Annotated in this window: 16 protein-coding genes; 11 read left to right on the top strand and 5 right to left on the bottom strand. The window is 54.4% G+C overall.

Going from position 1 to position 19,472, the window contains the following annotated elements; genetic code table 11:
* Positions 1-11: 11 nt before the first annotated feature.
* Complete coding sequence (locus tag IEY39_RS06285; protein WP_229688795.1) at positions 12-1,883, bottom strand: glycoside hydrolase family 30 beta sandwich domain-containing protein; 1,872 nt, start codon at positions 1,881-1,883, stop codon at positions 12-14.
* Between the two features lie 103 nt (positions 1,884-1,986).
* Here IEY39_RS06285 and IEY39_RS06280 point away from each other — a divergent pair, with 103 nt between their 5' ends.
* The 3 genes from IEY39_RS06280 (at position 1,987) to IEY39_RS06270 (ending at position 6,908) form a co-directional block, all read left to right on the top strand.
* Positions 1,987-4,239 carry a glycoside hydrolase family 3 C-terminal domain-containing protein gene (locus IEY39_RS06280; RefSeq protein WP_229688794.1) on the top strand — a complete coding sequence of 751 codons (2,253 nt, stop codon included), beginning with the start codon at positions 1,987-1,989 and terminating at the stop codon, positions 4,237-4,239.
* An 18-nt stretch (positions 4,240-4,257) separates the two neighbouring features.
* Positions 4,258-5,433, top strand: coding sequence for a mannonate dehydratase (gene uxuA, locus IEY39_RS06275; protein ID WP_188929573.1), 1,176 nt, complete (start codon positions 4,258-4,260; stop codon positions 5,431-5,433).
* Between the two features lie 83 nt (positions 5,434-5,516).
* Positions 5,517-6,908, top strand: coding sequence for an aminopeptidase P family protein (locus IEY39_RS06270; RefSeq protein WP_188929571.1), 1,392 nt, complete (start codon positions 5,517-5,519; stop codon positions 6,906-6,908).
* Here IEY39_RS06270 and IEY39_RS06265 read toward each other — a convergent pair.
* From IEY39_RS06265 to IEY39_RS06250, 4 genes are read right to left on the bottom strand one after another with little or no spacing between them, the layout of a single operon-like run.
* Entirely contained in the window at positions 6,865-9,603 is a 2,739-nt protein-coding gene (locus IEY39_RS06265) for an outer membrane beta-barrel protein (protein ID WP_188929569.1), read from the bottom strand. The genes IEY39_RS06270 and IEY39_RS06265 overlap by 44 nt on opposite strands.
* 24 nt (positions 9,604-9,627) lie before the next feature.
* The gene (gene porY / locus IEY39_RS06260) at positions 9,628-10,881 is read right to left on the bottom strand and encodes a sensor histidine kinase (protein WP_188929567.1); all 1,254 of its coding nucleotides are present in this window, start codon (positions 10,879-10,881) and stop codon (positions 9,628-9,630) included.
* Positions 10,878-11,570 (bottom strand): response regulator transcription factor, encoded by a 693-nt coding sequence (locus tag IEY39_RS06255; RefSeq protein ID WP_188929565.1) that lies wholly within the window; start codon positions 11,568-11,570, stop codon positions 10,878-10,880. The genes porY and IEY39_RS06255 overlap by 4 nt, the downstream gene beginning before the upstream one ends.
* Before the next feature lie 56 nt (positions 11,571-11,626).
* Entirely contained in the window at positions 11,627-12,256 is a 630-nt protein-coding gene (locus IEY39_RS06250; protein WP_229688793.1) for a nucleotidyltransferase family protein, read from the bottom strand.
* A 13-nt stretch (positions 12,257-12,269) separates the two neighbouring features.
* Here IEY39_RS06250 and IEY39_RS06245 point away from each other — a divergent pair, with 13 nt between their 5' ends.
* The 8 genes from IEY39_RS06245 (at position 12,270) to IEY39_RS06210 (ending at position 19,472) form a co-directional block, all read left to right on the top strand.
* Positions 12,270-12,971, top strand: a complete 702-nt coding sequence (locus IEY39_RS06245; RefSeq protein WP_188929563.1) for a GDSL-type esterase/lipase family protein — start codon at positions 12,270-12,272, stop codon at positions 12,969-12,971.
* A 160-nt stretch (positions 12,972-13,131) separates the two neighbouring features.
* The gene (locus IEY39_RS06240; RefSeq protein WP_188929561.1) at positions 13,132-14,253 is read left to right on the top strand and encodes a hypothetical protein; all 1,122 of its coding nucleotides are present in this window, start codon (positions 13,132-13,134) and stop codon (positions 14,251-14,253) included.
* Positions 14,189-14,998, top strand: a complete 810-nt coding sequence (locus tag IEY39_RS06235; RefSeq protein WP_188929558.1) for a cytidylyltransferase domain-containing protein — start codon at positions 14,189-14,191, stop codon at positions 14,996-14,998. The genes IEY39_RS06240 and IEY39_RS06235 overlap by 65 nt, the downstream gene beginning before the upstream one ends.
* Before the next feature lie 9 nt (positions 14,999-15,007).
* Positions 15,008-15,904, top strand: a complete 897-nt coding sequence (locus IEY39_RS06230) for a transketolase (RefSeq protein WP_229688792.1) — start codon at positions 15,008-15,010, stop codon at positions 15,902-15,904.
* A 9-nt stretch (positions 15,905-15,913) separates the two neighbouring features.
* Entirely contained in the window at positions 15,914-16,822 is a 909-nt protein-coding gene (locus IEY39_RS06225) for a transketolase family protein (RefSeq protein ID WP_188929556.1), read from the top strand.
* On the top strand, positions 16,812-18,152 hold the full coding sequence (locus IEY39_RS06220; protein WP_188929554.1) for an aminotransferase class III-fold pyridoxal phosphate-dependent enzyme: 1,341 nt from the start codon (positions 16,812-16,814) through the stop codon (positions 18,150-18,152). Before IEY39_RS06225 ends, IEY39_RS06220 begins: the two co-directional genes overlap by 11 nt.
* Positions 18,153-18,168: 16 nt before the next feature.
* A complete protein-coding gene (locus IEY39_RS06215) occupies positions 18,169-18,972 on the top strand; it encodes an SDR family oxidoreductase (protein ID WP_188929552.1) in 804 nt (267 codons plus the stop codon).
* A complete protein-coding gene (locus IEY39_RS06210) occupies positions 18,969-19,472 on the top strand; it encodes a KdsC family phosphatase (RefSeq protein ID WP_188929550.1) in 504 nt (167 codons plus the stop codon). Before IEY39_RS06215 ends, IEY39_RS06210 begins: the two co-directional genes overlap by 4 nt.

Genomic DNA, 19,472 nt, shown 5'->3' with positions numbered 1-19,472 from the left:
AGCCGAAATAGCTATTGGTTGACTTTGAAGGCTTCCCAGCCACCGATGGATGTCCGGTCACAGGTCATCGAGGCCCCGTTATCACAGGATATATAGTCGCCATTATTGCCTTGCAACGAGATCGTTCCGTCAGCGTTGGTGATCCAGTTGAATTCTTCCCAGGTGCTGTAGCTGGTCCGGTTGCAGGTGATCGGGTTCACCCCGTTTTCCGACGATACATAATGCCCTATGCTTTGCAGGGCGATCTTCCCGTTGCCTGCATCGACGACGGTGAATTGCTCCCAGGCCTGTGCGACCGTGCGTGTTGAGGTCATGGGCTTTGTGCCGTCCTCGCTGCTCACGTAAAAATTGTGGAAACATTTCAGGGTGATCGTCTGACCGATGGGCGGTCCGCCGGCCGATTGCGTACCGGCCCATTTGAAGGTGGCTACCGCGCCTGCGGGCAAGGTATAGGTGAAGGACTCCCAACCCCATTTGATCTTAAAAGATTGGCTGGAAGAGGACGTGTTGAGGGCGATGACCACCTTTGTTCCATCGGGGTTCTTAAAGGCGACGTCCTGGATTGCAGAGGAAAAGGTATTCGAGGAGATGCGGACCGCGCCGGGCTGTACAAAGGAGGAGGCATGGGCGACGGTGTAATAGCAGGTGTTGCGCGTATAGTTGCTGCCCGAGACGGTGACGGCGCCCATACAATTGGAACAGCCGCCGGAGGTATGCGGATTGTAATTGGGGTCGGAAGCCAGGTTCCATTCGAGCACCACACGGCTCCAGTTGCGGGGTGCGCCGATGATGAGGTTGTTCATGTGCCAGTCGAAATCGCCGGCGAAGTTACCCGGTCCGCCAACAAACTGTTCGGTGAAATAGACATTCTTAGTGGGATAAGCATTGTGCACGGTGGTGAGGGCACTGATATCGCCGGCGTAGAGGTGAAAGGCGGAGCCATCGACGTAGGGATTTGCCGCGGAGGTTCCGAGCACCGTCTGGGGATAGTCGGGCCGGTCGCAATTATGATCATAACAGATGATCCTGGTCGTGATGCCATTGGCTGCGAACTGGGGGCCGAGATTGTTGGCGATGAAATTCGCCTCTTCACTGGGCTGCATCGTCATAGCCGGGTTGTTATAGGGGTTGAGCGGTTCGTTCTGCGGGGTGACGGCATAGATGGTTATGCCCTGTGCCTGCATGGCCTGGATATATTTTACAAAATACCGGGCATAGGCATCGTAGTATTGGGGATTCAGGTTGCCGCCGGTGAAGCCGTTGTTTCCTGTCGTGTTCTGTTTCATCCACACCGGCGCCGTCCAGGGGGTGGCGAGGATCTTGATGCCGGGGTTGATGGCGATGATATTTTTCAGAACCGGCACGAGATCGGTCATTTCCTTGTTGACGCTGAAGTTAGTGAGATTGTTGTCGGTTTGGCCGGCGGGCATGTCGTCATAAGTAAAATCCGAGGAGCTGAGGTCTGAGGCGCCGATGGTGATGCGCAGGAAGCTCGAACCCAGGTGGCCGGAGGCTGTGGAGAAGATGTCATTCAGCAGCGTGCTTTGATTGGCGCCCATTCCATTGATCACCTGCGCGCTTCCGCCGGTGAGGGCATAGCCGAAGCCATCGATGGTTTGATAGGTGGTGGTCTCGTCTACGGTGATGGTTGTCGGGTTGCTGCCGGCGTCTGGTGCGAAAGTGATATCCGGCTGTTGGGTTAACAAATTGGACTGGTCGGTGGTGGTCTCCCAGACATTTACGGTCTCGTTGAGCCCCCGGGGGGTGGTCCTGGTGAGTGATACCGAGGGTTTCTGGTCTTTTTTGCAGGAGAAATACAGGACAGGCAGGGCAATGATGAGCAGGGCCATCAGCCAGCGCCGATGTTGAGTGCGTAGATTCATATGGCTTGTTTTGAATGATTACGAGGCGTCGGACCGGGGGAAATGTAACCGATTGCATTTTCGCTGTTTTTCCCTATTTTAGCTGAAAATCAACAGCTCTGCCATGAAATCGAACCCCCAACATTCCAAGCGTGCTTCAATGCTGACATTGAGAAGACACGGCGTACGGGAGAAAATACTCCTCTTCCTCGCAACATTTATCCTTTGTTTTTGGATCCAAGCCAGGGCGCAGCAGGAACCCTATCTGAATCCTACCTTATCTATCGATGTCCGGGTGAAGGACCTTCTCGGCAGGTTGACGCCACAGGAGAAGGTGTACCAAATGATGAACAGCACGCCGGCTATCCAACGGCTTCATATACCCGAATACGATTGGTGGAACGAGGCGCTGCATGGGGTGGCCCGTAGTGGTATTGCTACTGTCTTCCCGCAGCCGATCGGGATGGCGGCGACTTTTGACGACAGCCTGGTGGGCCAGGTGGCGGATGTCATTTCCGATGAAGCGCGGGCGATGTACAATGCCGCGATAAAAAAAGATTACCGGCCACGGTTTGCAGGGCTCACCTTCTGGACGCCCAACATCAATATTTTCCGGGACCCGCGTTGGGGCCGGGGACAGGAGACTTATGGCGAAGACCCTTATCTGACGGCGAGGATGGGTGTGGCGTTGGTGAGGGGATTCCAGGGTAATGATCCGCGTTATCTTAAGGTGGCCGCCTGCGCCAAGCATTATGCGGTGCATAGCGGTCCGGAACGGTTGCGTCACCATTTCGATGCGGAAGTCACGCAAAAGGACCTCTGGGAGACGTATCTGCCTGCCTTTCATGCCCTGGTGAATGCGGGGGTAGAGGCCGTCATGTGTGCCTACAACCGGACGGATGGCGAAGCCTGTTGCGCGAATACCTATCTGCTGGAAGACGTGTTGCGGAAGCAATGGGGATTTAAGGGGCATATCGTTTCGGACTGTGACGCCATCGCCGACATCTATGACGGACATAAACTCGTCAGCAGCAGGACGGGTGCTGCTGCGCTGGCGTTGCAACGCGGGGTTAACCTCAATTGCGGGGATACCTATCTGGCGTTGACGGATGCCCTGGGTCAGGGGCTGGTGACGCAGGCAGCGATCGATAGTTCGCTGGCGGTTTTGTTACGCACGCGGTTCAAGCTGGGGCTTTTTGATCCTCCGGGTTCCAACCCGTATGACCGGATACCCGAGTCGGTTATCAATAGTTCGGAGCACCGGGCCTTAGCCCGGAAAGCAGCCGAGAAATCCGTTGTGTTGCTGAAGAATAATGGCGCACTGCCCCTTACAACCGGCTTGAAAAAATATTATGTAACTGGTCCAAATGCGGCGGCCGTCGATGTATTATTGGGCAACTATTATGGAGTTAATCCCCAATTGGTGACTATTCTCGAGGGGCTTGCCGCGCAGGCGCAGCCGGGCAGCCAGATGACCTATCGTCAGGGTGTTTTGCTCGACCGGCCGAATGTAAACCCGATAGATTGGGCCAGTGGCGAAGCGAAAACGGCTGATGCCACCATCGCGGTACTAGGCATCTCCGGGTTGCTGGAGGGGGAGGAAGGTGAGTCGCTGGCTTCCCCGTCTTTTGGCGACCGGCTCGATTATAATTTACCCAAGGCGCAGATCGATTACTTGCGGAAATTGAAGCAAGGCAATACCCATCCTGTTATTGCTGTCATCACCTGCGGCAGTCCGATGAATCTTGCGGAGGTGCAGGAAATTGCCGACGCTGTCCTGCTTGTCTGGTATCCGGGGGAGGAAGGGGGAAATGCCGTGGCCGATATTATTTTCGGGAAGGTATCGCCTTCGGGGAAGCTGCCGGTGACCTTTCCAAAATCGTATGATCAGCTGCCGCCGTACGAGAATTATGCGATGGCAGGCAGGACCTACAGGTATATGACGGCGGAGCCGCTGTATCCGTTTGGCTTTGGGCTTTCTTATACGACGTTTGCGTATAGCGACCTGCGAGTGTCGAAGAAAGAGATCGGGGAGCGTGAGTCGGTGACGGTGGAGGTGACGCTGACCAATACGGGCAAGATGGCCGGTGATGAGGTGGCGGAGCTGTATCTTACCCATGAGGCTAATGTCTCTGCAAACGATTCCGGGCCTTTATTTGCGCTAAAAGGATTCCAGCGTGTATCTTTGGCGCCCGGCGCTTCGACCAGGGTGAGTTTTGTGCTGACATCGGAACAGCTGTCGCTGGTAGATGCGAAGGGGAAGTCCTTTGTGCCCGCAGGTAAGATCAGGATCAGTGTCGGGGGAAGCCTGCCGACGGCGAGAAGTGAGGCCCTGGGTGCGGCCAAGGGGGTGAGCACGGAGGTGGTCGTGAAATAACATATCGAACATATAAGTATGAAAAGACCCTTTTTAATGGAAGAGACCATGCGATGGTATGGTCCCAATGATCCGGTGAGCCTTTGGGATATCCGCCAGGCGGGATGTACGGGTGTTGTGACGGCGCTTCATCATGTTCCTGTCGGCGAGGTCTGGACATTGGAAGAGATCCAGAAAAGAAAGACAGAAGTGGAGAATGCCGGAATGCGCTGGACGGTGATCGAAAGTCTGCCCGTGCATGAGGACATCAAGAAACAGACCGGTAATTATAAGAAATATATTGCCAACTACCAGGAAAGCCTGCGCAACGTGGCAAAGGGGGGACTGGAAGTGGTGACTTACAATTTTATGCCCATTCTCGACTGGATGCGGACGGATATTGCCTATGAGATGGCCGATCGCAGCAGGGCGTTGCGGTTTGAGAAGGCGGCCTTTATTGCATTCGATCTTTTCCTGCTGAAGCGGCCGGGCGCGGAAAAAGATTATACGGCGGCGGAGATAGCTGCGGCGGAGAAGCGTCTGAGCACGATGACGGCGACGGAAAAGGAAACGCTCTATCGCAATACCTTGCTTGGATTACCCGGTAGTGAAGAACGGTTCACCGAGGAGCAGATACTGGCGGCGTTGAAGACCTATGAAGGCATCGATGCGGCGAAGCTGAAACAACATTTGTTCTATTTCCTGCAGCAAGTGGTGCCGGTAGCAGAGGCTGAGGGTCTGAAGATGGCCATTCATCCTGATGATCCGCCGTATCCAATATTGGGGCTTCCCCGGATCGTAAGTACGGAGCGGGATGCCCGCGAGCTGCTGGACTGTGCGCCTTCGCCGGCCAATGGGCTGTGTTTCTGTACGGGCAGCTATGGGGTGCGGGCGGATAACGATCTGCCGGGAATGGTTCGCCGGTTGGGGGATCATATCCATTTTATTCATCTTCGCAGCACCAAGCGGGATGCCGAGGGTAATTTCTATGAAGCCGATCATCTGACGGGAGATGTCGATATGGTCGCCGTCATCCGTGAGCTGCTGGCTGTACAGGAGAAGAGAGGTCTTTCGCTGCCGATGCGGCCCGATCATGGTCACCAGATGCTGGACGATCTGAATAAGAAGACCTATCCGGGTTATAGCGCCATCGGCCGGCTTCGCGGACTTGCGGAGTTGAGGGGAGTGCAGTGGGGACTTGCTTACGGGAGATAATCCTGATCCCGACGGGAGATAATCCTGATCCCGACGGGAGATAATCCTGATCCCGACGGGAGATAATGGTAAATTTTTGAACTATGTTCGATAAAAGCATTTATCAGGCGCGGCGCAACAAGCTAAAAGCGCAGGTTGGCAATGGGGTTATCCTGCTGCTCGGAAACGAAGAGAGCAGCATGAACTACAGGGATAACCTCTATCCTTTCCGCCAGGATAGTTCGTTTCTTTATTTTTTTGGGCTGGACAAGCCGGGGCTGACCGGGATCATCGACATCGAGAATAACCTGGAGGTTATTTATGGCCGGGAGCTGACGATGGATGAGATCGTGTGGACGGGGCCGCAGCCTTCGATTAGTGAACAGGCTGCTGCTGCGGGCATCACCGTTGTCCGGCCGGTGGAGGCATTGACTACCGATATCGTTGCGGTTCGTTCTGCCGGTCGTCCTTTGCACTTTCTTCCGCCTTACCGGCCTGAGAACAGCCTGAAACTCACCGCCTGGCTTGGTGTTTCTCCCGCCAGCCTGAAGGGACACGCTTCCGTGCCGCTGATAAAGGCCATCGTCGCGCAGCGCAGCATCAAGTCGGCGGAAGAGATCGTCGAGATAGAGCAGGCTGTCAATACTACTGCCGCCATGCATCTGGCGGCGATGAAAGGCGTACGGGCCGGGATGACGGAAGCCCAGTTAGCAGGCGGGTTGCAAGGCATCGCCATCGCTGCGGGGGGTAATTTGTCCTTTCCCACTATCCTAACGGTGAATGGCCAGGTGTTGCACAATCATTATGGCCCCACGGTGATGAAGGAGGGGCGTATCGCCATCTGCGACAGTGGTGCGGAGAATGCGATGCATTATGCCGGTGACATGACGAGGACCTTCCCGGTGGGCCGCCGGTTTACTTCACAGCAGCGGGAGATGTATGATATCGTACTTGGCGCCCAGGAGGCGGCTATCGCGGCGTTGCGTCCGGGTGTGTTTTTCCGGGATGTGCATGCCCTGGCTGCGGAAAAGCTGATGGAAGGATTGAAGCAGGCTGGCGTGGTGAAGGGCGACCCGAAAGAGGCGGTTGCGGCCGGCGCCCATACCATCGTCTTTCAATGCGGACTGGGACATATGATGGGTCTCGATGTCCACGACATGGAGGACCTTGGCGAGGAATATGTCGGGTATACCGAGACGTTGAAGAAGAGCCGTGAGTTCGGCTGGAAGTCGCTGCGGCTGGCGCGCGAGCTTGAGCCCGGATTTGTGGTGACCATCGAGCCGGGACTTTATTTTATTCCTGAGCTGATGGACCAGTATAGGGCGGAGAAGAAGTATATGGACTTTATTAATTACGATAAGCTGGAGGCCTTCCGGTCGTTTGGTGGCATTCGTATCGAGGATGATCTGCTGGTGATAGCGGAGGGGAGCCGGATTCTTGGTAAGCCTTTGGTTAAGAAGGCGGATGAGGTAGAGGCGCTGAGGGAAAGTGTTTGAAGCGGTAGATAAAGCTTAATAATAAGATGCGGCCGGGGATATTGGTTTGTTGGGTCTGGACGTAGTTGAGACCGACGCTTTGGCTGAAGTTGCTGGGCGTATTGAGGATGCCGAAGGCGGAGAAACGAAGCTGCGCGCTGCGATCGCGAAAGAAATCCTTATAAATACTGGCGTTCCACAGGGCCACCTGTTTGCCGGGCAAGGCGCCCTGGCTGCCTGTGATCTGGAGGCTGTAATTGCTGGCGATGGTGAGGGCGCCGGGCAGTTCATAAGAAGCATCCAAGGAATAATTCTGTGCCAGCGTTTGGGTATTCTGGTTGGGGTAGATAGAATACATGGAGCCCGTATAGTCCACGCTGCCGATGCCTTCCACGAATAATTTTGCTGCCGGGTGATAGTTCAGCTTCAGGGTGCTGCCCCAGCCCAGGCCGGTCGTTATGTTCTCACTCCCGTTGACGATGCTGACGTCCCGTCCATAATGTCCACGGAGGGTGATGCTGCTGTTGCCTTTGCGCTGATCGCCCAGCGGAAATCCATACGTAAGATTGGAAGACAAGTGCCAGACACCGTTGACATTGACATACTGCTGTTGCTGGATGCCGCCGGACAATACGGTCGTGGCCTGGGTGATCTCGTGCTGGGAAAGATCGCCCTGGAGTGACAGCTGGATGTTGCGGAAGGTGCGGCTATTGAGATTGGCATAGGTGGCATTGAGGGTGTGGGTCAGTTGTTGCAGCAGACCGGGGTTGCCGATCTTTACGAGGAAAGGATTGGTGAGATCGGGCAGGGGCTGCAACTGCTGGATCGTCGGGCTGGTGGTATTGGCGGAATAGAACAGTCTGAAACTGGCGGATTTTGTGGGATTATAGAACAGGGAGGCCCGGGGATACCAGTTGTACTGACGCTGGGTGAGGGAGGTGCTGGTGGTGAGGTTGTGGTTGACCAGATCGCTGAGTTGGAACGTGACCCCTAATTGATAACGGACCTTACCTTCGGTGGCGTTGTAGCCTGTGCTGAAGCGGTGGATGGTATTGTAATTGATGAAGTGATTTGTCGTGAGCGTATCTGGGAGGTCGTACCGCCGGGTGGCGCTGTCAAAATCATAGGACTGCCGGTCGGAATGGCTGACGCTGCGGTTGAGCCCATAGGTGAGATCGAGGAGATGTCCCGGTTTCAGCGGTTCGGTATAGGAGACGGCGGCATTATAAGTGTCCGTATTAGCGTGCTGCGAAGAAACCTGGTTGGTAAGGGTACGGTTCAGCAGGGTTTCTGTGCTGTCGAAGTTATTTACGAGATTATAGATGGAAGAAGGCTGATCCTGGTGGCTTGTCGCCTCGGTGACCGTGGCGAAGAGCGTTCTTCCCGGGAGCCGCCAGCGGCGGCGGAAACTCACCGTATTACTTATTAAATAGTTATCGGACTGGCTGGTGTTGCCGGTGTGGCCCTGGTTGCTGAGCCAGCCAGTGTTGCCTTTTTCCGTAGAGATGCCCACGGTATCCTGGTTGTTTGCCGACGAAGTCTGCGACGTCCAGAGGGTGCGGAGATTAAAGACGGTGAAGCTATCGGGATTGTATTCCACAAAGGCATTGGCATTGTACGACCGGTTGTGGGATGACTGGTTGCTATAGCGATTTTCATACAGCGAGGAGTCGGTGAGCAGGGTCTTGCGCTGGGTCGACTGATCGAGGGTAGTGCGGGCGCCGTTGGTGCCGCCATTGAGCGTAAGGACGAGGCGATTGCTCTTGTTGGTGCGGAAGTTGAGCTGGGTGTTATCCAGTGTCTGGAGGCCGCCGGCGCCTGGTCCGGTCTTGTTGTCGGCGCCGGTGAACTGGTTGTTCATATTGTTGGCATTGCCGGTGCCGAAGACCCAGTTGGTCCCAAGGTTGGTGACCGTGCCGCCGGCCGAATAGCTGCTGGTAACCCCACCTTTCCCATCCCCGCCGCCGGACCCCGTCCCGGCATAGACCTTTCCAAAATAGCCCGTTCGCCGGTTCTTTTTCAGCCGGATGTTGATCGATTTCGTTCCGGTATTCTCTTTTATTCCCGTGAGTCTGGACCTGTCGGTCTGTGAGTCGAAGGCCTCTATCTGATCGACGATGTCGGCGGGGAGGTTTTGAGTTGCCGTACGCGGATCGTTTAGGAAGAATTCCTTGCCGTCCAGGTAGATCTTATCTACTTTCTGCCCCTGCATAGTGACGTTGCCGTTTTTATCGATGTCGATGCCCGGAAGCTTGCGTAACAGGTCTTCGACGGTGGCGTTTGGCCGGGTAGGATAGGCGGACGCATTGAAAGCGATGGTGTCGTTCTTTACGATGGCCGGGGGAATGACGGCACGGACCACGACTTCCATCATTGCCTTTGCGCTATGGTGCAGGAGGATGCGGATGCTTTTTTCCGTGCTGTCGGTGTGGCCGAGGGTGAGGGTAGTGGTATCCGTTGCATAGCCGAGATAGGATGTGACGAGGGAATAATGGCCGGCGGAAAGACCGTAGAAGACAAATCCTTTTTTTCTGCTGCGGGTCTGTCGCAGTACAGCACCGTCGGGTAAGTGTACCAGTGACACAGTCGCGTCTTCCAGTGTTTGTTTATTGACGCTATCCTGAACCGTCCCGTGGATGGATAAGGTGGGCGACTGGGCATCGCAGTAAATGCGCGCAAATGTGAGGATGATGAGCAGTACTGCCTTGTGCGACATACGTGTCGGTAAAGATAGGCGCTTTTACCAGGCGAAGCTGAAATAATGGACGTCCGCCGTGTAGTGGTAGCCGGGGACTATGGCGGAAGCATCACAAATCTCTTTTACGATGGACAGGCCAAGCCCGTTGTTGCCGTTATTCGAGGGTCCTTTATAGAACCGGGTGAAGATGCGTTTGGGGTCGAGGGCCGATGACGGGGAGGTATTGCCGATGGTGAGTTTGTTGGGTTGCAGCTGGATGCGGATGAGGCCGCCGCCGACGTTGTGATTGCCTGCATTGCTGAGCAGGTTGTTGAGCAGGACGTCGATGAGGTCGGGGCTGGCTTCGATGCTGGAGGCTTCCAGCTCCCACGATGCCGCTATATTATTGGCCGACCAGAGTTCACGGAACTGTGGCAGGAGGTCTTCCATTCTCTCTTTCAGATCGATCTTTTCCGTGTGGTGGAATTGCTGGTTGCCGATCTTTGTCAGCAGCAGCAGGGATTGATTGAGGCGGGAAAGTTTTTTCAGCGAAGCGAAGACGCTGCTGACGACCTCACTTTGTTTTGGCGTGAGGTCTTCGTCCTGGATGAGGACCTCCAGTTTGGAGCGGATGATCGAAAGCGGGGTTTGCAGTTCGTGAGAGGCGTTTTCGGTAAATTCCTTTAACAGCAGGTAGTCTTCCCCGGCTTTGCGGGCTGCCAATCCCAGGCTTTCGTTCATGTAACGGAACTCTTCGGTCGTCGTGATGGGGAAGTGCAGGTTGCGGGCATCCCCCAGTTGCAGGTTGCGCATGGCATGAAGGGCGTCATAGAAAGGCCGCCACAACCGGCGCAGCAGGATGCGGTTGGTGATGACCGATGCGAAAATGGTGGTCAGCACGGTGAGAAGAGACACGAAAATGATGGCCCTGGACAGATGGTGGATGCCCTGCAGCGGTTTGGAGTAGGTGACCTTGTATATCTTGTTGCCGTCCGTGATGGTAAAGACCACTTTTCTGAAATTGTGCATCTTGTTCTCCACGTTGCTGTATAGGGTGATGGGAGAGAAGAGGCTCTGGTCCATGGGTTTGTCGGTGAGCTCGTAGTTGAGCTTGCTGTCATCCAATGGGTATTGCTGGGGGAATTGGTGGTGAAGGGAGTAATAGGTTCTGATGCCCCGTTCGGCGCCGGCCAGGCCGATGTCGACCTCCCGGATAAGGATCCCGTCGATGAGCAGATAGACCATTCCTGCGGACAGTAAAAAGATGACCATCATGACCGGCAGGTTGATGCGGTAGTATTTGGTGAACAGCTTCATCGCTTTTTTTCTTCTATTGCGGTAAATTTATAACCCATTCCGTAGATCGCCTTTATATGATCGGGGCAGCCTCCCTGCATCAGTTTTTTCCGGAGGTTTTTGATATGGGCGTAGACGAAGTCATAGTTATCGTCCATGTCGATATTGTCGCCCCAGAGGTGTTCTACGATGGCTTCCTTTGTGACGACCTTGTTGATATTGGCCATGAAATAGACCAGGAGGTCGTATTCTTTTCTTGTCAAGGGTATGGGCCCTTTTGCACCCGTGACGGTTTTGTCCCGTAAATTGAGGCTCAGGGAGCCCTGGACGATCTTGTTCTTGCCTTCGAAGGACATACGGCGGATGATGGCGTTGACGCGTGCCGCCAGTTCGGGCAGGTGGAAGGGTTTGGTGAGATAATCGTCCGCGCCCAGGTTGAGGCCGTGCAATTTGTCGTCCAGGGAATTCCGGGCAGAGATGATGAGTACGCCTTCGGCTTTGTCGCGGGCCTTCAATTCCTTGAGGATGTTGAGACCATTGCCGAGCGGGAGGCTGATATCCAGGATGATACAGGAATATTCGTACTTATTGACCTTTTCTCTTGCCGTCTCGAAGTCATAGGCGACCTCGCAGGCAAAGTTCTCCCGGGCCAGATAGGCCATGATGCTGTCCGACAATTCCTGCTGGTCTTCGATGATCAGGACCTTCATTTGAAGTGGGTTGGGACAAAAGTCTGAAAAAATTCTGAAGAGAACCTGGAGGAAAACTACCTGATCATAGTTTGATAATCTTCGGGAAAATCGATGTCTTTGAGGATGTGGCCGGTGGGCATGGGGACGTAAAAGTGGTGTTCCGGGTGGCTGCGGACGAGGGTTCTACAGCCTTCTTCCTCAGAGTGTTGCAGAATGGCTTCACGCCAGGAAGCGGAAAAGACCACTGGGTTGCCTTTTTGGCCCTGGTATTCGGGGATGATGATACATTGGGGGTCGGTGGAATATTTTTCTTCGAAGGCTGTTGCCAGGAGACGATATTCCGCCGGGGTGATGAGGACCATATCGGCGAGGCAGATGATATAGCCCTGGCCATGGGCGATGCGGATACCGGCCTGGATGGAGCTGGTCATTCCTGTTGCGTGATGCGGGTTGTGGATGATATAGACGGGGAGGTTGGCGACCGTGGCTTCTATTGCCGGCGCTTCATGGCCGGTGACGAGGATGATCTCTTCTATGCCGGCGGCGAGTAATCGTTCGGTCGTAGAGGATAGGACCGTCTTACCCTGCCAGGGCAGAAGCAGCTTGTTGCATGCGCCCATGCGTTTGGAGGAACCGGCGGCCAGGAGGATGGCGGTGACCATGGGTGTAAAGATACCGGAATATCGTAGCTTTGGCGAAACCATGGAAAAGCCACGTATGAAAAAACCCCTCCTGATTGCCTGTCTCTTGTTATTTGTTTTTTTGGTAAATGCGCAAAGTCCCCCGCCGCAGGCGCCCTTTGCTTCTCCGCCTGCGGTGGCCGTTCAACCGCCTTTCTGGAATGAGATTGCGGAGTTCAAACGAAAAGACAGTCTTCATCATCCGCCTGCCAATGCGATACTTTTTGTAGGGAGTTCGTCCTTTCGCAAATGGACCAATATACAGGCTGACTTTCCCGGCTACCCGATCATCAACCGCGGATTTGGCGGTTCTACGCTCGATGATGTGATCCATTATGCGGGGGATATCATCTATCCCTACCGGCCGAAGCAGGTGGTGATCTATTGCGGGGATAATGACCTGGTCCAGAATATTTCGGGGAAGAAGGTATATAAGCAATTTCAGCGCTTATATGAGATGATCCGGAAGCATCTGGGTAATGATGTCGATATTCTGTATGTGTCGATCAAGCCAAGTCCGAGCAGGGAGCGGCTGATGCCGGAGATGGAAAGGGCGAACGATCTGATCAGGAATTTCATGGCCCAGCGAAGTCATGCTGCTTTTGTGGATGTATACCACCTGATGCTCAACGCGCAGGGGCATCCGATGGATGAGCTTTTTTTGGGGGATAAGCTGCATATGAATGAGAAGGGATATAAGATATGGCAGCAGGCGATATTGCCGTATCTGGATAAGTAAGGGTCTGTACTCCGTCTGTCTTCCGGCCGGAGGCTGTCTTCCGGCTGGCGGGTTTCCCAGGTTGGGAAAGGGGGGAAAGTTTTTTGTGGATTAATTAGGCAGGCTTATTAACTTTACGGCCGATAAGTTGTTATCGAAGTGCAAACCAAGCTGCTACCGCATGACGAAGGATACCAAGTCGCCAAGAAAGAAGATACTCTTTACGATAGGATCGCCCAATCAGACCAGCCAGATGCATCAGATAGCCTCTCATTTGGCTGACTATGATTGTTTCTTCACTCAAATCTACAGCAAGCATCCGGTAGTGAAGGCGGCAGTTCGTATGGGGGTTCTTGATACGACCATTCTGGCCGGGGAGTTCAGGCGCAGAGGGGATGCTTACCTGGAGAAGCACCGGTTGCGTAATGACTACGCCCGGGAGATTTACCATAATAATTATGATCTTACAGTACTATGCTCCGACCTGTTGGTGACGAAGGAGTTGAGGAAGGGCAAGACGGTCTGGGTGCAGGAGGGGATGACCGACCCTATTACTTCGTGGGGTAAGTGGACCCGCCGGCTTGGGCTGCCGGGTTACTGGGCGGCGAATACGGCTTTTAACGGTTCTGGCAATATCTGCGATATCTATTGCGCCGCTTCGCCGGGTTATAGAGAGCAGTTTGGCCAGCTGGGTACCGATGTGGACAAGATAGTAGTTACGGGTATCCCGAACTATGACAACGCCGCTGCGCTGCTAAACAATGATTTTCCCTATAGTGGGTATGTGATGGTGGCGACCTCGGATAACCGGGAGGTTAATAATACATTCGAGAAAGAAGACCGGCCTGCCTTCATCCGGAGATGTGTCCGGATCGCAGCGGGAAGACCGTTGCTTTTTAAGCTTCACCCCAACGAAAAGAAGGAGCGGGCTATCGAAGAGATCAGGCAGTGGGCACCTTCTGCCGCCATTTATACCGAGGGGAATACCGAGCAGATGATTGCCAATTGCGATGAGCTGATCACACAGTATTCCACGGTCGTTTATATCGGGATCGCTCTTGGCAAGAAAGTGCACTCTTATTTTGATGTCGACCAGTTGAGAAAATTAGCGCCAATTCAGAATGGCGGTACTTCGGCAGCAAGAATTGCCGATCTTTGCCGTCGCTATATCGAGTTTGAAGGACCAAAAGACGAATTTTTACGGATAGTCAGGACGGCTACGAACACAATAAGCTTACATGAACGAGAAAGAGCGGATCATTACCATTATTCAAACCAGGAGGGGGTCTTCCCGTCTGCCTGACAAGGTGTTGATGCCTTTACAGGGCAAGCCGCTCTTCGTACGCCAGGCCGAGCGTGTAAAGGCGGCCAGGCTTTGCGGACGGGTGATCATCGCCACCACTACCGAAGCAGGTGACGATCCCATCGAGGCGGTATGCCGGCAGGAGGGGTTGGATTGCTTCCGCGGCGATGCGCTCGACCTGCTGGACCGGCACTACCAGGCCGCACTTTGTTTCCCGGCCGAGACTGTCATCAAAATTCCCAGTGATTGCCCCCTGATTGACCCCATCATTATTGACAAGGTGATCTCTTTTTACCTGGACCATATCGACGAGTATGACTTTGTGAGCAATCTTCACCCGGCTACTTATCCGGATGGGAATGATGTGGAGATCATGACCTTTTCTGCGTTGGAGCGGGCCTGGCGGGAAGCCGGCCGGCCGCTGGAGCGGGAGCACAGCACTCCTTATATTTGGGAGCGGCCCGAGCAATTCCGCATCGGTAATGTAACCATGGAGGGTGGTGTGGATTATTCAATGACGCATCGGTTTACGATCGACTATGCCGAGGATTATGCCTTTATACGTGCCGTATATGACGAGCTGTATCCTTCGAACCCCTTATTCGGAGTTGGGGATATTCTCGCGCTGCTCGAACGGCGGCCAGACATCTATGCCATCAATGCCGGCTATGCGGGAGTCAACTGGTACCGGCATCACCTGGATGAGCTGAAGACGGTTGGCGCAGAACAGACAAAACACTTATAAGTATATCGAATGATGACAAAGAACGAATTGGCCGCCCTGCAATCGACGGCCCTCAAGGTGAGGGAACATATCATCCGGATGTCGGAAGGCGGGGGCTGTTTTATCGGTGCATCGCTATCCTGTGTGGAGATAATGGTCTATACGTATGCGCGGGTGATCCGGAGGGATAAAGACAAGCCCACAGACCTCAATCGGGATTACCTTTTTCTTTCCAAGGGTCATGATGTGCCGGCCCTCTATGGAACTTTTGTGGAGATGGGGCTGCTGGAGCCGGGGCGTCTGGCCAATCATTTGTCGACGAGTGACAGCATTTACTGGCATCCGAACCGGAAGATACCCGGGGTCGAGTTCCATTCCGGCTCTCTTGGTCATCTTCCTGCCGTGGCGGCCGGGGTTGCCCTCGATTGCAAGCTGGGGGTGGGAGACAACCGGATTGTCGTTATTACGGGTGACGGAGAGCTGAATGAGGGCAGTGTTTGGGAGACGATATTGGTAGCTAATGCCTATGGGTTGGATAATCTGACCCTTGTGGTCGACCGTAATTCTTTTCAGGCCAATATCCGAACGGAGGAACTGGTGCCGCTGGAGCCGCTGGTGGATAAGTTCGAGGCCTTTGGCTGTGACGTTATCCGCGTTGACGGGCATGATTTCCTGGCGCTGGAAAAGGCGTTTGGAGACATCGATAGCCGGGTGACCGGGGTCTGGGCCGGCAGCGCTGCCGAGGGAAGGGGCAAGGTGAAGGTGATCATCGCCGACACGGTGAGAGGGAAGGGGTTGCCCAGTATCGAGGCAAGGGCCGACCGCTGGTTCTGTGCGTTCACGGCGACGGAGGTAGCCCAGCTGCTGGAGGAACTGCATGGCCATGTAAAAGCATCTATCGAATCAGAAACATTAGTAGTACGGTAATACAGCAATATGACTTACGAAGAACTTTTGATACAAACTGCATTGGAAGATGAGCGCATCATCGTGATGACGGCTGAGAACAGGGCACTGGTGCGGAACATACCCAAGATACTGGGGCCCCGGTTTGTCGATACGGGCATTACGGAACAGACGATGGTAGGGATGGCGGCGGGGCTTGCCTTGAGGGGAAGGATTCCTATTGTGCATGCGCTGGCACCTTTTCTCACTATGCGCGCCTATGAATTCATCCGTACCGATGTGGGTATCGCCCATCTTCCGGTGAAGCTGAGCGGGTATATCCCCGGCTTTCTTTCGGATGGCAACGGACCTACGCATCAATCCATCGAGGATGTATCGATCATGCGGGGTATTCCGGGAATGGAAGTCTATGCGCCGGCTGATGAGGATGATCTTGTCAAGATGCTACCGCATATCTGGAGTGCTCCGGCGCCGGCTTATACGCGGATCAATCATAAGAAAGGGAATTTTACCCATGCGCCCTACCAGCCCGGGAAGGCGGAGGTCGTTGCCGAGGGTACGGATGTGACCCTGTTGGTATACGGGTTCCTCTTTGAGAATGCGTTGCAGGCGAAGTCCCTGCTGGAGAAGGAAGGGCTTTCGGTAGGGCTGGTGAATATGCGCAGCCTGAAGCCAGTGGACGAGGAAGCTATTGTACGGGCTGCTACCGGTTCACAGCATCTGGTGACTATAGAAGACCATCTGCAGACAGGCGGGTTGTACTCCATTGTAGCGGAGGTGTTGTTGCGGCGGCGGGTTTCGGCGGCTGTGACCGCACTTTCGCTTGGGGAGCGCTGGTTCCGTCCGGGGCTGCTGGCGCAGGTGTTGGAGACGGAAGGGTTTACGCCGGAAAAGATTGCTGCCACGGTAAAAGAAAATTTAGTTAGCTATGCCAAATAAAGTCGCTTTTAACGAAGATTACCCGGTGACGACGCAGTCTGAGGCCCTGTATCAGCGGGCTCAACCTATTATGACGCCTGTGACGCAGACGATGGCCAAAGGGCCCGGTCAGTATGTGGATGGCGTGGCGCCGAAATATGTGAAGAGAGGGAAGGGGTCCCATGTATGGGATGTGGATGGTAACGAGTTCATCGATTATAATGCGGCGATAGGGCCATTGTCGCTTGGGTATGCTTATCCGCGGGTGGATGAGGCGATTGCCGCGCAGCTGAAGGATGGTATCACCTTCTCGATGATGCATGAGCTGGAAGTGGTGCTTGCCGAGCTGGTCCACCAGGTGATTCCGAATGCCGAGTCGATCAGGATCAGCAAGACCGGGTGTGATGTCACCAGCGCGGCGGTGCGGGTGGCGAGAGCGTATACCGGCCGTAACAAGGTCTTATGCTGTGGCTATCATGGCTGGCATGACTGGTATATCGGCGTCACCAGCCGCAGTGCAGGGATCCCCGATGCGGTGAAAGATTTGAGCGGTACCTTTGAGTATAATGATATCGATTCGGTGCGGGATGCGCTGGATAGCGATACGGCCTGTGTCATTCTGGAGCCTTTTATATTCGAGGCGCCTAAAAATAACTTTTTGCACGAGCTGAAGGCCTTGTGTGCCGCCAACGGTACGCTGCTGATCTTCGATGAGATGTGGACGGGGTTCCGGATAGCCGTAGGGGGCGCCCAGGAATATTTTGGGGTAGTTCCTGACCTGGCGTGTTACTCCAAGGCCTGTGCCAATGGCATGCCCATCTCCTTGCTGACTGGCAGGCGGCAGATTATGGAGCTGTTCAAGGGGGATGTGTTTTTCTATACGACGTTTGGCGGTGAGGCGTTGTCACTGGCTGCGGCGGTGGCTACGATCCACGAACTGATAGAGAAGAATGTTCCTGCTCATCTCGCTGCCCAGGGGAAGAAGCTGAAGGACGGGTATAATGCGCTGGCGAAGGAACTGGGCATCGATGGTTATACGCGGTGTACGGGCTATGAGTGCCGGTCGCTGGTGAGCTTTGACGCCACGGCGGGCAATCCGTTGGAGTTGAAATCCTATGTCCAGCAGGAGATGATCAAAAGAGGCATCCTCTGGTCTGGTTTCCACAATATGATGTTTAGCCATACCGATGCTGATGTAGAGTATACGCTGAAGGCCTACCGGGAAGTGCTGGGATTGTTGAAGGAAGCGGTGGCAGCGGGGGATGTAGCGGCAAGGCTGAAAGGGAAACCGGTGGAGGCCGTGTTCAGGAAGATCAGCAATTTCAATATGAAACCTGTCAAGGCAAAATAGATAGCAACAAATAAGCATGGAGTTATTTTCTTTAGACGATAAAGTAGCGATTGTCACTGGCGCCTGCGGGCTTTTGGGGACACAACATTGTGAGGCTTTGGCGGCGGCAGGAGCGAAGGTAGTTGCGGCCGACCTGGATGAGAAGGCGGCTGATGGAGTAGCGGCCCGGCTTGGCAAGGGCCATCTGGGCATCGGGGTGGATGTGACGAGTGTGGCCTCTTTGCAGGCGGCTCGTCAGCGAATCATGGATGCTTACGGGCATATCGATGTGCTTGTCAATAATGCGGCGATCAACGATATGTTCGAGAATCCCCTGTTGGCGGGGCAGCAATCGATGTTCGAGAACTATCCCCTCGAGATGTGGGATCGCAGCTGGAAGGTGAATGTAAGCGGCGTATTTCTCTGTTCGCAGGTGTTGGGCGGAGTAATGGCCGAGCGGGGATCGGGGAGCATTATCAATATTGCTTCCACCTATGGGATCGTGGCGCCTGATCAAAGCATTTATAAGAATGAGGCGGGAGAGCAGACCTTTTATAAATCGCCGGCTTACCCGGTGACCAAGTCGGCGGTGATTGGCTTTACGAAATTCCTGGCTGCTTACTGGGGTAACAAGGGGGTGAGGGTCAATTCCCTTTCGCCCGGGGGAGTAGAGAACCGGCAGGACGAGTTTTTTAAGGCTAATTATTCGCGGAAGACGCTTTTGGGCCGGATGGCGGCGCCTTCGGATTATAAGGGTGCGATCGTATTTTTGGCCAGTGATGCGTCTGCGTATATGACGGGGGCGAACCTGGTGGTAGATGGAGGGTGGACGGCGATATGATGGATGTAGATATATATAAAGAGAAGGCCCGGCGGATAAAGTTATTGTTGACGGATGTGGATGGGGTCCTTACGGATAATGGAGTGTATTATGGCGAGGGTGGAGAAGTGCTCAAGCGGTTCTCCATCCGGGATGGGATGGGTGTAGAAAGGTTGCGGAAGCAATGTGGTATCGACACGGGTATTGTTACCGGGGAGATGTCGCCTTCTGTCGCCCGGCGGGCGGAGAAGTTGAACATCACTCATCTGTACCTGGGGGTGAAGGATAAACGAGGCCGGTTGACCGAGATTATGGCGGCCACCGGCCTGAGCTGGGAGGAGATCGCCTTCATCGGGGATGATGTCAACGACCTGGAAGTGCTGGAAAGGGTGGGGCTTAGCGCCTGTCCGGCCGATGCGATGGCGGCGGTGTGTGGGGTGGTGGATTACCGCTGTGCCGTGAAAGGCGGGTATGGCGCTTTTAGAGAATTTGCAGAATGGATCATTGAACTACTTAAATAA

This window comes from Puia dinghuensis (genome assembly GCF_014642875.1).
Lineage (GTDB): Bacteria > Bacteroidota > Bacteroidia > Chitinophagales > Chitinophagaceae > Puia > Puia dinghuensis.
The sequence above is the reverse complement of the archived record's forward strand: the minus strand, read 5'-3'. Positions and strand labels throughout refer to the sequence as shown.

What these genes read in the sequence shown, in the direction of transcription:
- IEY39_RS06270 (WP_188929571.1), top strand. Translation starts at nt 5,517, where the DNA reads ATGTTCGATAAAAGCATTTATCAGGCGCGGCGCAACAAGCTAAAAGCG.
- IEY39_RS06240 (WP_188929561.1), top strand. Translation starts at nt 13,132, where the DNA reads ATGACGAAGGATACCAAGTCGCCAAGAAAGAAGATACTCTTTACGATA.
- IEY39_RS06265 (WP_188929569.1), bottom strand. Translation starts at nt 9,603, where the DNA reads ATGTCGCACAAGGCAGTACTGCTCATCATCCTCACATTTGCGCGCATT.
- IEY39_RS06235 (WP_188929558.1), top strand. Translation starts at nt 14,189, where the DNA reads ATGAACGAGAAAGAGCGGATCATTACCATTATTCAAACCAGGAGGGGG.
- porY (WP_188929567.1), bottom strand. Translation starts at nt 10,881, where the DNA reads ATGAAGCTGTTCACCAAATACTACCGCATCAACCTGCCGGTCATGATG.
- IEY39_RS06225 (WP_188929556.1), top strand. Translation starts at nt 15,914, where the DNA reads ATGACTTACGAAGAACTTTTGATACAAACTGCATTGGAAGATGAGCGC.
- IEY39_RS06220 (WP_188929554.1), top strand. Translation starts at nt 16,812, where the DNA reads ATGCCAAATAAAGTCGCTTTTAACGAAGATTACCCGGTGACGACGCAG.
- IEY39_RS06245 (WP_188929563.1), top strand. Translation starts at nt 12,270, where the DNA reads ATGAAAAAACCCCTCCTGATTGCCTGTCTCTTGTTATTTGTTTTTTTG.
- IEY39_RS06250 (WP_229688793.1), bottom strand. Translation starts at nt 12,256, where the DNA reads ATGGTTTCGCCAAAGCTACGATATTCCGGTATCTTTACACCCATGGTC.
- IEY39_RS06255 (WP_188929565.1), bottom strand. Translation starts at nt 11,570, where the DNA reads ATGAAGGTCCTGATCATCGAAGACCAGCAGGAATTGTCGGACAGCATC.
- uxuA (WP_188929573.1), top strand. Translation starts at nt 4,258, where the DNA reads ATGAAAAGACCCTTTTTAATGGAAGAGACCATGCGATGGTATGGTCCC.
- IEY39_RS06280 (WP_229688794.1), top strand. Translation starts at nt 1,987, where the DNA reads ATGAAATCGAACCCCCAACATTCCAAGCGTGCTTCAATGCTGACATTG.
- IEY39_RS06285 (WP_229688795.1), bottom strand. Translation starts at nt 1,883, where the DNA reads ATGAATCTACGCACTCAACATCGGCGCTGGCTGATGGCCCTGCTCATC.
- IEY39_RS06230 (WP_229688792.1), top strand. Translation starts at nt 15,008, where the DNA reads ATGATGACAAAGAACGAATTGGCCGCCCTGCAATCGACGGCCCTCAAG.
- IEY39_RS06210 (WP_188929550.1), top strand. Translation starts at nt 18,969, where the DNA reads ATGATGGATGTAGATATATATAAAGAGAAGGCCCGGCGGATAAAGTTA.
- IEY39_RS06215 (WP_188929552.1), top strand. Translation starts at nt 18,169, where the DNA reads ATGGAGTTATTTTCTTTAGACGATAAAGTAGCGATTGTCACTGGCGCC.